Source organism: Oceanobacillus massiliensis str. N'diop (genome assembly GCF_000285495.1).
Lineage (GTDB): Bacteria > Bacillota > Bacilli > Bacillales > Amphibacillaceae > Oceanobacillus > Oceanobacillus massiliensis.
Genome location: NZ_HE610976.1, coordinates 325,256 through 339,067, shown reverse-complemented (window position 1 = coordinate 339,067; position 13,812 = coordinate 325,256). Strand labels below are relative to the sequence as shown.

Annotated in this window: 13 protein-coding genes; 10 read left to right on the top strand and 3 right to left on the bottom strand. The window is 42.9% G+C overall.

Features of this window, described 5'->3' with window-relative positions:
- Positions 1 to 57: 57 nt before the first annotated feature.
- The 7 genes from nikB (at position 58) to OMHG_RS01835 (ending at position 6,945) form a co-directional block, all read left to right on the top strand.
- A complete protein-coding gene (gene nikB / locus OMHG_RS01865) occupies positions 58 to 1,014 on the top strand; it encodes a nickel ABC transporter permease (protein WP_010647820.1) in 957 nt (318 codons plus the stop codon).
- The gene (locus OMHG_RS01860; RefSeq protein ID WP_010647819.1) at positions 1,014 to 1,910 is read left to right on the top strand and encodes an ABC transporter permease; all 897 of its coding nucleotides are present in this window, start codon (positions 1,014 to 1,016) and stop codon (positions 1,908 to 1,910) included. Before nikB ends, OMHG_RS01860 begins: the two co-directional genes overlap by 1 nt.
- 75 nt (positions 1,911 to 1,985) lie before the next feature.
- Positions 1,986 to 3,032: an ABC transporter ATP-binding protein gene (locus tag OMHG_RS01855; RefSeq protein ID WP_010647818.1), complete on the top strand. Its 1,047-nt coding sequence runs from the start codon at positions 1,986 to 1,988 to the stop codon at positions 3,030 to 3,032.
- Positions 2,986 to 3,972: an ABC transporter ATP-binding protein gene (locus OMHG_RS01850; RefSeq protein ID WP_010647815.1), complete on the top strand. Its 987-nt coding sequence runs from the start codon at positions 2,986 to 2,988 to the stop codon at positions 3,970 to 3,972. Before OMHG_RS01855 ends, OMHG_RS01850 begins: the two co-directional genes overlap by 47 nt.
- Before the next feature lie 236 nt (positions 3,973 to 4,208).
- The gene (locus tag OMHG_RS01845) at positions 4,209 to 5,813 is read left to right on the top strand and encodes a gamma-glutamyltransferase family protein (RefSeq protein ID WP_010647813.1); all 1,605 of its coding nucleotides are present in this window, start codon (positions 4,209 to 4,211) and stop codon (positions 5,811 to 5,813) included.
- 29 nt (positions 5,814 to 5,842) lie between these two features.
- The gene (locus OMHG_RS01840; RefSeq protein ID WP_044476732.1) at positions 5,843 to 6,421 is read left to right on the top strand and encodes a chromate transporter; all 579 of its coding nucleotides are present in this window, start codon (positions 5,843 to 5,845) and stop codon (positions 6,419 to 6,421) included.
- On the top strand, positions 6,418 to 6,945 hold the full coding sequence (locus OMHG_RS01835) for a chromate transporter (protein WP_010647810.1): 528 nt from the start codon (positions 6,418 to 6,420) through the stop codon (positions 6,943 to 6,945). The genes OMHG_RS01840 and OMHG_RS01835 overlap by 4 nt, the downstream gene beginning before the upstream one ends.
- Positions 6,946 to 7,077: 132 nt before the next feature.
- Here OMHG_RS01835 and OMHG_RS01830 read toward each other — a convergent pair whose 3' ends face one another.
- Positions 7,078 to 7,863, bottom strand: coding sequence for an HAD family hydrolase (locus OMHG_RS01830; protein ID WP_044476731.1), 786 nt, complete (start codon positions 7,861 to 7,863; stop codon positions 7,078 to 7,080).
- A gap of 119 nt (positions 7,864 to 7,982) precedes the next feature.
- On the bottom strand, positions 7,983 to 9,680 hold the full coding sequence (locus OMHG_RS01825; RefSeq protein ID WP_010647807.1) for a M3 family oligoendopeptidase: 1,698 nt from the start codon (positions 9,678 to 9,680) through the stop codon (positions 7,983 to 7,985).
- 179 nt (positions 9,681 to 9,859) lie between these two features.
- On the opposite strand from OMHG_RS01825, the gene OMHG_RS01820 reads away from it, so the two are divergent.
- Both OMHG_RS01820 and OMHG_RS01815 read left to right on the top strand, forming a co-directional pair.
- A complete protein-coding gene (locus OMHG_RS01820) occupies positions 9,860 to 10,054 on the top strand; it encodes a YwbE family protein (protein WP_010647805.1) in 195 nt (64 codons plus the stop codon).
- 125 nt (positions 10,055 to 10,179) lie between these two features.
- Positions 10,180 to 10,464, top strand: a complete 285-nt coding sequence (locus OMHG_RS01815) for a hypothetical protein (RefSeq protein ID WP_010647804.1) — start codon at positions 10,180 to 10,182, stop codon at positions 10,462 to 10,464.
- 91 nt (positions 10,465 to 10,555) lie between these two features.
- Here the strand turns inward: OMHG_RS01815 and OMHG_RS01810 are convergent, their stop codons facing one another.
- A complete protein-coding gene (locus OMHG_RS01810) occupies positions 10,556 to 11,410 on the bottom strand; it encodes a CvfB family protein (RefSeq protein ID WP_010647802.1) in 855 nt (284 codons plus the stop codon).
- Between the two features lie 640 nt (positions 11,411 to 12,050).
- On the opposite strand from OMHG_RS01810, the gene OMHG_RS01805 reads away from it, so the two are divergent.
- Positions 12,051 to 12,947 (top strand): AEC family transporter, encoded by an 897-nt coding sequence (locus tag OMHG_RS01805; RefSeq protein WP_010647801.1) that lies wholly within the window; start codon positions 12,051 to 12,053, stop codon positions 12,945 to 12,947.
- Positions 12,948 to 13,812 lie beyond the last annotated feature (865 nt).

Genomic DNA, 13,812 nt, shown 5'->3' with positions numbered 1-13,812 from the left:
CGAAGATAAATAATCAACTGTTTGTCTTCGTTCTTCATAAATACGGGAGGTGCGGCATTGTTTGCATTTATTGTACGGAGACTTGGTTTAATGATATTGGTTCTATTTATCGTAAGTTTGATTATCTTCTCCTTAGTTAACGTATTGCCAGGAGATCCTGCCCAGCTCATTCTTGGACAGGAAGCAACAACAGAACAGCTGGAAGCGCTCCGGGAAGAAATGGGGTTAAATCAGCCTTTATACGTTCAATATTTCAGTTGGATAACAGATGTCCTGCAGGGAGATCTTGGTAATTCATTCAGGGATAATACAGAAGTAACGACGATTCTAATGCAAAAAATCCCGGTAACCCTGGAACTGACTGTATTTTCATTTGCAATTGCTATATTGATCGCATTGCCGACGGGGATTATTAGTGCCAGCAGGAAAGGGACGGGATGGGATTATTCAAGTACACTTTTTGCGCTTTCCGGTGTATCCATACCACCGTTCTTCTTAGGAATACTGCTCATTTTTATTTTCTCGATTACATTAAGCTGGCTGCCGCCATCAGGATATGTCCCTTTCAGTGAAAATCCAATGAGAAATATGATGCTTATGATATTGCCGGCTATAACAGTTGGGATCAGATTGTCTGCAGAGTTAACGAGAATGCTGAGGTCAAGTCTGCTTGAAGTTTTGCAATCGGACTATATCCGAACCGGCTATGCCAAGGGATTGCGGGAGAAGGGTGTCATTTATGGACATGCCTTACGAAATGCGCTGATTCCTGTAATAACCGTAAGTGGGCTGCAGGTTGGTTCCTTTTTAGGGGGAGCCGTGATTACAGAAACGATTTTTGCGGTGCCGGGATTGGGGCAGCTTGTAGTGAATTCCATTCTTACAAGAGATTTCCCTGTCGTTCAATCAGCCGTTATGTTTATGGCACTTGCTGTTATCCTGATTAATTTTGCAGTTGATATTCTTTACACATTCTTAGATCCAAGAATCAAGATGTCTGGGGGGACTAAATAATGGAACAACTGCCAACGATAGATGCTCCGAAAAATAATAAAATCAATAGCCCTCGGACTGCCAGATATAAATCCATGCTTCGAAAATTGCTGGAAAACAAGCTTGCCGCTGCAGCGGGAGTATTTATCCTGCTGTTAATCATTCTTGCTGTCTTTGCAGGTACCTTGTCTCCGTATGACCCAACCGAACAAAATTATGCAGATACGCTTCAAGGACCAAGCAGTGCCCATTGGTTTGGTACCGATGAAATAGGCAGGGATATATTGAGCAGAGTCATTCATGGTGCCCAGGTTTCATTGCAGGCAGGTCTGATTTCTGTTGGGATTGCACTCGTAATCGGTGTTCCAATTGGTTTGATATCCGGCTATTATCGCGGTTTTCTGGATGAATATGTGATCATGCGCTTTACAGATGCCATGCTTTCTTTCCCATCATTGGTGCTTGCTCTTGCACTAGCTGCCGTGTTGGGTGCGGGACTTGGAAATGCAATGATCGCAATTGGGATTGTAATGACACCGAACTTTATCAGACTAATACGGGCAGAGGTACTGGCCCATCGGGAACGGGAATATGTCGAGGCTGCAAAGGCTTCAGGATTAAGAGACTGGCGGATTATCATGTTTCATATTTTCCCAAACACCCTGGCGCCAATCATGGTACAGGCTACGCTTGCAATCGCATCTGCCATTATTTCAGAAGCGTCATTAAGCTACCTGGGACTTGGAACACAGCCGCCGACCCCAAGCTGGGGAGCAATGCTCTCGGCAGGACAGGGGTATCTTGCAGAGGCGCCATGGATTGCGATTTTCCCAGGAATATTCATCTTCCTGACCGTTATTTCAATCAATTTATTCGGTGATGGAGTACGAGATATGCTGGATCCTAAAATGAAGTAGCTATGAATCCATACACTTATAGATGTTTATGGATTCCGTTTCAGCCAATATATCTAAAAGGAGCGGGTGGAAAGCGTGCGTGAAAAACTATTGGAAGTGAAGGAACTGAAGGTTGGATTTCAAAATAAGAAAAACTATACAACCATATTGAATGGTGTTGATTTTTCAGTAGAAAAGGGCGAAACACTTTGTATCGTTGGAGAATCCGGCTGCGGGAAAAGCCTAACATCTTTATCGATCATGGGGCTGCTGCCGGAAAAAGGGAATATTGGCGAAGGTGAGATCATATTCAATGGGGAAGATCTAACCAAAAAGAATCAAAAGCAATTGAGCAAAATACGCGGTAATGAGATATCCATGATTTTTCAGGAGCCGATGACTTCACTTAATCCGGTCCATACAATTGGCAGGCAGGTCTCTGAATCTGTTCGTCTGCATCGGAAACTGGGGAAGAAAGAAGCAGAGACAAAAGCAATTGAAATGTTAAGATTGGTCGGGATTCCATCACCTGAGCAGCGGATCCACAACTATCCCCACGAATTAAGCGGAGGAATGAGACAGCGTGTCATGATTGCGATGGCGCTTTCCTGTGACCCAAAACTTCTGATAGCTGATGAGCCGACAACAGCACTGGATGTTACAATCCAGGCGCAAATATTGGAACTGATGGCCAGCCTGAAGCAGGAGATGGATATGTCAATCGTGATGATTACACATGACCTCGGTGTTGTTTCTGAAATAGCCGATAAAGTAATTGTCATGTATGCCGGAAAGATTGTGGAGTATAGTGAGATGCGTTCACTATTTGATAAGCCGCTTCATCCCTATACAATCGGATTATTGGAATCGATTCCCAAATTGAATGAAGACCAGATGGAATTACCGGTTATCCAAGGCTCTGTACCGGACCCGAATCAAATGCCGCAGGGCTGCCGTTTTGCTACAAGATGTCCATTTGCAAGAAGCACATGCTTAAAGGATGCCCCGCCATCTGTTGAAAATGGCGACAACCATTATGTTAGCTGTTGGCAATATACCGACCAATGGGATTCCATAGCAAAGGAGGAAAAATTAAATGACGATAGCGGAAGTTACGAATTACCAGCAGCTACTGGAAGTTAAGTCGTTGAAGAAATATTTTTCTGCTTCTGGTGGAGTATTAAATAAAAATCGGATTGATGTCAAAGCCGTTGATGGTGTTTCCTTTACAGTGAAGAAGGGAGAAACATTAGGGATAGTCGGTGAATCGGGGTGCGGCAAATCAACGATGGGGCGAGCTGTCATGCACTTACTCGAACCTACAGAAGGTGAAGTATGGTTTGAAGGGAAGGACATCAGTAAATATAGCAAAAGGCAATTAAGGGAATTACGCAAAGATATTCAGATTATTTTCCAGGACCCTTTTGGTTCGCTTAACCAGCGGATGTCTGTTGGAGCTATGCTAAGCGAAATTGTCCGTATTCATAAAATTGTCCCAAGGAAAGAAGAAGTGACGTATGTGAAGAAGCTGTTGGGTGATGTGGGCTTAAATCCGGATCATTATTCACGCTATCCCCATGAATTCAGCGGAGGGCAGAGGCAGCGTATTAGCATTGCAAGAGCGCTGGCGGTCAAGCCTAAGCTCATCATCTGTGATGAAGCGGTATCTGCTTTGGATGTGTCAGTCCAGGCGCAGGTCCTGAATTTACTGCAAAGGCTAAAAGCGCAATATCAGTTGACCTATATTTTTATTTCTCATGACTTATCGGTTGTTAAGCATATTAGCGATCGTGTCGGAGTTATGTATTTAGGCGAACTGATTGAAGTGACGGATAAGCATAGGATCTATAATAATCCGCAGCATCCTTATACACAGGCACTGTTCTCGGCAATACCCGATGTTGCCGTCCAAGGGAAAAAAGAGCGGGTTATATTGAAAGGGGATGTACCGAGTCCATTAAATATCCCTACTGGCTGCCGTTTCCACACCCGTTGTCCATTGGCACAGGATATCTGTAAAACAAAGAAACCGGAATTCCGGGAAGTTGAGGAAAAGCATAACGTGGCATGCCACTTTGTCTGATACCAGTTTTATTGCTGTAGTGTTATTGCAAAGGTTAGTGTGTGCATCTTCATTTATGATAAAATTAAAAATAAACTGAATGATTTAAAAAGTGCATGTTTTATTCTGTTTAAAGTATCCCTTTTTCTGGGAGTTGACTGTTTGCGCCCAATCTATCGCCAACAAAGGGAATGGGGATTTCTTTATCGAAACAGCATAACGAAAAAAATCACAGATTTTTACGAGGAGTGTTTTAAATGAACCATCAGTCGAATCCGTACTCAGTTGCGAGGAATTCGGTATATGCCAGAAAAGGGATGGTTACAACATCTCAGCCACTTGCATCGCAAGCGGGCCTGGATATTCTTAAGAAGGGCGGAAATGCAATCGATGCGGCAATCGCTACAGCGGCATGTTTGACCGTAGTGGAACCTACATCAAATGGTATCGGAAGCGACGCATTTGCCTTAATATGGACGAAGGGTAAGCTTTATGGTTTGAATGGAAGCGGCAAATCACCAGCAGCAGCTTCGATTGAAGCAGTGAAGGAAAGAGGTTATGAGAAGATACCTGCTCATGGCTGGATCCCCGTCACCGTTCCGGGGGCTCCAGGAACATGGGCTGAATTATCGGAAAGGTTCGGGAAATTACCATTGGCAGAAGTGTTGAAACCGGCAATTACATATGCCAAAGAAGGATTTCCAGTCTCAGCAACACTGGGGAAGTATTGGAATAAAGCATATGTTGCCTATAAGGAAAAATTGACAGCTCCGGAATTCGACAACTGGTTTAAAACATTTACACCAAATAATCGGGCCCCAAAAGTTGGCGAGATTTGGTCTTCACCGGATCATGCACATACATTGCAGGAAATTGCGGATACGAATGCAGAATCATTTTACAGAGGGACTCTAGCTAAGAAGATAGCTGCCTTTTCCAAAGCGTTTGACGGATTTTTGACGGAAGATGATTTAGCATCATTTAAACCGGAATGGGTCGATCCGATTAAGATAAATTACCGAGGACATGATGTATGGGAAATCCCGCCGAATGGCCAAGGCATTGTTGCCCTGCAGGCATTGAATATCCTAAAGGGATTCAATTTTGACAATAAGGAGACCGTCGATACATATCATAAACAAATTGAGGCACTCAAGCTCGCCTATGCAGATGCTAAAGAGCATGTTACCGAAGAGAAATTCATGAAATATTCTACCGAGGAAATTCTTAGTCAGGCATACGCTGATAAAAGAAGAGCTCTTATCAAGGAAGAGGCTATTCTTCCTGAAGCTGGTGAACCTGCTTCCAGTGGAACGGTCTATTTGGCCGCGGCAGACAGTGAAGGAAATATGGTATCATTTATTCAGAGTAACTATATGGGATTCGGTTCAGGGCTGGTTGTGCCTGGAACGGGGATAGCTCTACAAAATCGCGGGCATAATTTCTCAATGGACCCTCAACATGTAAACGCATTACAAGGCGGAAAACGAACGTATCACACGATTATTCCGGGGTTCCTGACTAAAGGGGAAGAGGCGATTGGCCCATTCGGAGTTATGGGCGGTTTCATGCAGCCTCAAGGACATATCCAGGTAGTTATGAATACGATTGATTTCGGTTTACATCCCCAGGCCGCATTGGATGCGCCGAGATGGCAATGGATGAAGGAAAAAACGGTAGAAGTAGAAGATAGATTTCAGCATCACATTGCACAAGGCCTTTCCCAAAGAGGCCATGATATCCGCATCCAGCTGGAACCGAACAGCTTCGGCAAGGGGCAGATTATTTTGCGAAATCCCGAAAACGGAGTACTGGCAGGAGGCTCTGAAGCGAGAGCGGATGGTGTCGTTGCTGCTTGGTAAAAAAAGAAAAAAAGATGAGAAGGAAAAAAATGAAAACTCAATGGAATATTTTTATAGCATTTTTTAGGGTTGGAATGCTGGGCTTCGGTGGAGGGCCAGCATCCATACCCCTTATTCAAAAAGAAGTTGTCGATAACTACAAATGGATGGACAATGAGGAGTTCGGTGATATGCTGGCGATCGGCAATACATTGCCAGGACCGATTGCTACCAAATTGGCAGGGTATGTCGGGTATCGTATTGCAGGTATTGTTGGGATGATTAATGCTTTGCTTGCATCCATGTTCCCTACCATTATTTTAATGATCGTTCTATTGACCTCGCTTTCCGGTATCCGTGAGTTTGATTGGGTGCAGGGAATGACAGCAGCTGTTGTGCCGGTTGTTGGAATGATGATGGCTGTTCTTACATGGCAATTTATTGCAAAAGCCGGAAAAGGCCTTGGCTGGACAAAGGCACTGCTTATGATTGTCATTCTGTTCATTTTCCTGCAATTGTTAAACATTCATCCTGGAATTGTGATTGCTGTATTGCTGACCATTGCGCTGATACTTCCGGGAAAAGTGTCCGATGCTAAGTCCGACAGTAAGGAAGGTAATAGATTATGATCTATCTGCAGATATTTTTAGCCTTCTTTATACCTGGAGTCTTGGGATATGGCGGGGGTCCAGCATCTATCCCCCTTGTTGAAAATGAAGTCGTTAAGAGATACGGATGGATGACGGTGCAGGAATTTGGAGAGGTGTTAGCCCTTGGAAATTCGCTTCCAGGACCAATCGCCACAAAAATGGCTGGCTATATTGGTTACGAAATGGGGGGGATACTTGGGTCAATAACAGGTATTTTTGCAACTGTTGCCCCGTCTTTGATTCTCATGATCCTGCTTGGCGGTATTTTAATAAAATACAAGAAATCTCCAAAAGTGAAGCGGCTTACCCTATTCGTTCAGCCGGTCATTGCTATCTTGCTAGGCGTTATGACCTGGAATTTTTTCAGCGAATCCTACCAAGGCATTGGTCTTTGGAGGACTGCTCTGATTGTAGTGCTCAGCTATCTATTGATTGAGAGGTGGAAAGTCCATCCCGCTTTTGTCATTGCTGGTGCATTGCTTATCGGGGGGTTCTTTCTATAATTCGAATCCGGAAATCTTATGAAAAAAAGCAAAGCCATGGTGTACCCCTGATAAGTCAGATTTTAACGCTGACATTCAGGGTACAACTCGTGAAGGCTTTGCTTTTTAGCTGCTTTGATGAAGTCGGGATAACTAATCCACCATTCCAAGCTTCTTTAGGCCATTAAAAATCCCGGAGTCGGATACAGATGTTGTTCGATGTTTGGCAAATTGGAACAATTCCGGACTGGCATTGCCCATTGCAAAACTTTCTCCAACGGCCTGCAGCATTTCTTTATCATTCATCCCATCACCGAAGGCAATTGCCTGTTCCTTAGGGATATTTAACCTTTTGAGGATTTTCGTTACGGCTTCTCCTTTATTCACGCTTTTTCGGATGATATCATAGGCCATTGTCGCTCCTTCAATATTCACCTGTGACATTCGGATGTCTTCGTTGATCTCATATAAAGGAACCTGTGCCGGTTCAAGATTCAGTGCAGTCGCTCCAATGATCTGGTCGGCAACATCATCCTTGTACAAGGAATTCTGCTTCAATTGAAAAAGCTGATTGAAGTTCTTCACAAATGGATGCTCCAAAGATGTATAGTAATTCCTGTCTTTCGTATAAAGTACCAACTCATTGCCATTTTCATTCGCTATGTTCAGAAATTCCCTTACAGGACTTTCGCCAATCGGTTCGTCGATAACCGTTTTCTCCTGATAGACGGCATATGCACCATTATAGCCAATAAACGATTCTACATTTAGCTCCTTGGCAAGTTCCTTTACCTCGATAAGCGGTCTGCCGGTTGCAATAAAGACTTCCACTCCATTATCCTTCACCTGCTGGATAGCTTCCTTGGTTGATGCCGTATATGTATGATCCGGTTTCAGTATCGTTCCATCTATATCCAAAAAAAGTACTTTGTATGACATGACAATCTCCTTTGTTATGTAGTTTAAACCCATTCTAGCATAAGTATTTATGGTTGTGCGAATAGGCGCTTCCATAAACAAAGAGCAGCTCTCCAATTGGAATAGCTGCCCTAGCTGATTTACAGTGATTTATCATCCACCGATTCGAGCCAGTCTTCAATGGTTGCGATAACGGACTCGACGGTACCTTCTTCAAATGGCGAGCGGAGGCCGGCTGCTTCTACAAGGCCGAGGAACGGTCTTGATCCTCCTAATTTACACAGATTTAGATAGTCTTCCCATGCTGTCTGGTGATCTTCACGTGATTTTTTCCAAAACTGAAAGGCGCAGATCTGGGCAAGCGTGTAATCGATATAATAGAAAGGCGCATCAAATATGTGGCCCTGACGCTGCCAGTATGCTCCGGATTCCAGATATTCGTTGCCATCATAGTCCCTGTGCGGCAAGTAGATTTCCTCAAGCCTTTTCCAAGCGTCCTTGCGCTCTTTTGGCGTCCAATCCGGATTTTCATAAATCAAGTGCTGGAATTCATCTACTGCAACACCATATGGCAGAAACTGCAGGCCATCAGCCAGATGGGAGTACTTGTATTTATCGGCATCATCCGTAAAGAAGAGCTCCATCCATGGCCATGTGAAAAATTCCATGCTCATGGAATGGATTTCTGCGGATTCACTTGTTGGAAATATATATTCCGGTATTCCGATATGACGGCTGGAATATGCCTGGAATGCATGACCGGCTTCATGTGTCAGTACATCTACATCACCAGAGGTGCCATTAAAGTTCGCAAAAATAAATGGTGCTTCATAGTCACCGATAAATGTGCAGTAACCACCAGCTTCTTTTCCTTTTTTCGCTTCAAGATCCAGTAGATTCCGTTCAAGCATAAAATGGAAAAATGCATTGGTTTCATCTGATAGCTCTTCATACATTTTTTTGCCATTATCGATAATCCAATCCGGTGATCCTTTAGGCTTGGCATTACCGCTTTTAAATTTAAAGTTTTCATCATAGAATTTGAAGGAGTCAACACCAATACGTTCCGCTTGTTTTTCATACAGCTTTGTAGCAAGAGGAACTACATAGTCCCGGACTTGTTTCCGGAATACATCGACCATCTCTGCATTGTAATCGATTCGCAGCATCCGCAGATAGCCTACCTCTACAAAATTCTTATAGCCAAGTTTCAGGGCAATTTCATGACGTGTCTTTACGAGTTGGTCATAAATGGAGTCAAATGTATCGCCATTGTCTTCGAAGAACCCCGCACTGGCGGTAACTGCCTGTTTCCGAGTCTCTCTGTCTTCGCTCTGTGCAAATGGAGCAAGCTGTGCCAATGTATATGTTTTGCCTTGGAATTCAACCTCGGCTGAGGCGACCAGCTTGGAATACTCGGAAGATAATTTATTCTCTTTTTGCAGCAGGCTGATGATTTCCGGTGAGAAGGATTTGATCTCGAAATCAGCAATCTGGAATAGTTGGGAATTGAATTGCCTTTCGAGTTCTTCGCGATAAGATGATTTTACGAGTTCTTTATAGAATTCGGTGTTCATGGCCTTAATCTCAGGCTCTATATCATCAAAGTAATCGCGTTCCTGTTGATAGTATTCATCTTTTGTATCAATCGAGGCACGGATATAGACAAGGTTAAATAAGGTATCCAGCCTGCTGCGGAACACGTTTATTTCCTTGATTGCTTCCGTTGCTTCTACAGCCGATTGCGAATCGGTAAATTTCTTTAAAAGAATTTGGAATCTCTCTTGTTCTGTCTTTAGTTCTGGTCTTGCATATGGATAATCTTCAAATTTTAACATCATAATCCCCCTTGATATATGTAGTGCACTTTAACTAATTCGACTAACGATCGTATATTCCTTTTAATATGATAAAACTTTTTTCAGTAATATTCGTAAGACAAGTTGAGATTTATATGCTGAATGGTATGATTAGATAGTCAGTCAAAGGAATAATTAAATGGATTGGAGATAGAATAATGGCAGTTGATGGAAGATATAGAAAGAATGTTCACCCTGGTCTGGAGGTCGACATCATATTGAAGAAAGACCAGCGAACAGGAATAACTACTAGCGGAATTGTAAAAGATTTACTCACTAAATCTGAATTTCATCCACATGGAATAAAGGTTCGTCTGGAAGATGGGCAAGTCGGCAGAATAGCTGCAAAGTAGCAACAGGATGAAATGGCATGCTGCTGAACGTTTATACCAGGGGAAATACAATTATCAGATTGACTTTGGAACCTTTCAATTGTAGACTATAAGTAGTGTAATTTATTATTATAGAGGTGAATTCCATGATAGAGGCAGTATTGACTATCGGGGCAATTTTGACGGCAATTAACGTTGTTGTAAATATTGTTCTTGTTAACAAAAGTTCAAAAGAATCACAGTCTTCCTATTATCCAAGCTTCTTTTTAGCTATCGTTGGCCTATTGCTCGTATTGGTTGCTTCACTAGCTCCAAAAGTTGATTTGCTTGGTGCCGGATTTGGCGGCTGGGGGATTGCAGCTTTGTTTGCAGCGGCAATCGGATTTGTCATCACATCCATATTAGATTCTTATAAAAATGTGAATGCATAATCAGGCAAGTGACTGCCTGGCATAACAGGATGTAAAAAAACGCAGTATCTTTAATCAGATTCTGCGTTTTTTTATTTTGTGGATGACGACTTTATTTTAGATAGGTATTCCCATCACGTTGTTCGATTTTGCCTTCCTTTAATAATCTTCCTAACGCACGCTTGAAGGCGGCCTTGCTTATTTGGAAGGTACCGCGGATTTCTTCTGGATCACTTTTATCACTAAAAGGAATGACACCGCCATTTGCCTCCAGGTGATTTAGGATTGCTTCTGCATCGGCATTCATGCTGTCCTGCTTTAATGGAAGAAGCGAAACATTAATGGAACCATCGTCCTTTACGGCAATTACTCTGCCTTCAACGAATTCACCAATTCTTGGTTCTGCTTTACGCTCAGACTGGTGAATGAAACCGCGGTAATTATTTGTTGTAATCATTGCAGAGCCTTCCCTATCGGTATAATAGATGGTTCCGCTTATGTTCTGTTTCAGCAGTTCTTCCGGTGCCGCTTCTACTTCTCTGGCGACGATACCTTCTGTTGCCGGGATTGCGAGAAGTTTCCCTTTTTGATCTCTTCCAAGGGTAACGAACAGTTTATCACCAGGCCGTGGCCAAACACTTTCGAAAAGGGGCAGGTCATCTTTGGAGACGAGCATATCCTTTGATGTGCCGATCGATACAAATGCTCCAAGACGCGGTATGACTTCCACCACCTCTGCCCAGCCATATTCATCCATCACGATCTCTGGAAGGGCTGCAGTTGCAACGATATTTCCTTTTTTGTCATTGTAAAGGAATACCTCAATCTGCTGTTCAACCTCCAGTTCGTTCTCTGTTTCATTGTGGTGCAATAAGGCTTCTTGCCCATCCGCCTCTAGTACGTAGCCTGTATCGATTTTGCGATTGACTGTCATGGTCTGGATTGTTCCTGTAACAAGTGTGTTCATGTTTTTTCCTTCTTTCATATTGAAGTAAAACAGTAGCTTCATTCATTATTTTAGGCTGTTTTCTCAAAGAGCAATGCAAGTGGCTGCGATATGTCGCGCCCTTGCTGATATGTAATTGGAAAAGGGGCACCCCTACTTAAAAGAGTACCCCTTTGTTTTAAAAGTAACACATAAGATATTTTATTTTTTATTAACCCCGATTGAATCGGGTGGGAAATTTTAGCATTTAAATTTCACTTAACCGCGGTACATGTTCCACTGGTTGAAAGCTTTTTAGCAATTGCGACTTCTGAGACATCCTTTGCCGGCGCCCGATATTGCTTCGGTCATATTTCAGTCTGTTGATCGCTAAATTAGCTTGAAGCTTTTCCTTGTTTTCTAAACTTAAGCAACGCAAGCCCTACCTGCTCTTACGTCCTTGCGACCCCTTAGTCGCGCCAGTGTGAATAAGCATCTTCAAAAACACTGTAGAATGCCAGATCACTTAATGTTACTTTATTAACTAGTCTATAATCTCATATCCGATAATTATTGTCAAGTTATATTCCGAATCGTCATATCCTGTCTGAAAATATAAATTCCTGATGATTGATGCCATATGTTAAACTAATGATAATTTATTGGTTTGGAGATGTTGGGAATGAGCCTATTTTTAAATGTAATCATACCTCTCATGGCGGTCTTCGCTTCCGGTTTTGTGCTGCAGCGCATTCGAGTGCTTGATGTGAAATCCGTTTCAGCCGTTTCACTGTACATATTGTCTCCTGCATTAGTGTTTGTGACATTATATGAGGCAGAGTTTGATAGCGGATTTGTGATTATTCTGGTCTATATGTTCGTATTATTCTATATCATGGTCCTATTGAACAAGATTCTGGCCAAAATTTTCAAATGGGGGCCAAATACGGAGAGTGCTTCCATTCTGGCAACAGGATTTATGAACTCCGGTAACTATGGTCTGCCTGTCGTTCTGTACAGTGTAGGAAATGCAGCGTTGCCATATGCGATATTTATTATGGTTGTCCAAGCATTGCAGAATAACTTTTTCGGCATTTACTATGCTTCCAGGAGTACAAATGGCATGAGACGTGCAATTGAAAATATCCTGAAAATGCCAACAACCTATGCAGCAATACTGGCTTTTGTTTTTCAATACTTCTCCATAGGTGTGCCGGAATCGGTGCATTCAACGCTATCGATGGTTGGGAACGCGGCTATCCCGGTCATGATGATAATGCTTGGTATGCAGCTGGGTTCGATTACCGGTTTGAAACTTAATTGGCAGGTTGTCCTATCTGCCGTCACTTTGAAAATGATCGTTGCACCGCTCATAGCATTTTTATTTGTTCTGATGATTGATATGGATCCTATTATTGCTACTGTGCTTATTATTATCTCGGCAATGCCGACCGCTGCAACAACGACGATGTACGCCATCGAATTTGATACAGAGCCGGAGCTGGTTTCCAGTATTACGTTTATTTCTACTGTAACTAGTATTGTCACATTAACAATTCTGTTGAATCTGCTTTCCTAGACGAATGTTTTTAGTGCTGGTAATTCGGGTACCATAGAAATATCAGACGAAAATATTCTGCAGCAGGAAAGGATGAATAACATGGTTCGTACAATTTTAATGATTATCGGTGCAATTGTAGTGATTGGATTTATACTTTCATTAATTTAAATAAAAGGAGCACATATAACTAACGTTATTTTTATAGGCTCTTTTCGTAAGTATTGTTGTTATGTCTAACTCTGTATTTGATAAAAACTGCGACATAATTAGAAATCATTGGTGCTTTATCCGTACTCCGGAAATACTGCGCTTTCCGCGGGCTCGCGTTAGTACTTGCGATTGCTTCCTTGTTCCCTTCCACCGAGGAAGCCAGCTTCGAAGCGTTACTGGCAGACGCAGGTGCATCTAGTGGGGTCTTAGCGCCTTCGTATTTTCTAAAGACAAAATAGCCAAAGTGAATTTCCTCATTATTTATGCTGCTCTGTCAATTGTTTATAGAAATTATGGTGTGGTAATTGCCACTCCGGAAATACACTGCGCTTTCAGCGGGCTCGCGATGAGCCTCCTCACTCGCAAAGAACGCTCCCTGTGGGGTCTCATCGTCTTCGCTTTCCCGCAGGACAAGGAAGGCTGCGTCAGCAAGACATCGCACGCAGAAATTGCGGATGCAATTTCAAGGAGTCTCCGTGTATTCCCTCCGCTATGATTGGGTTTTTCTGAATCAATTTTTATATTCAATTATTAAGCTGATGGATTGGAGCGCAGGGCAGTCGACTCCAGCGGGAAAAGCAACAGGTGAAGATCCCGCAAGAAGCCGGTTTTGCTTCTGAGGAAGCTGAAGCGTTGCCCGCGGAAAGCGACTGTCCGGAGCGGAAATCGGCCG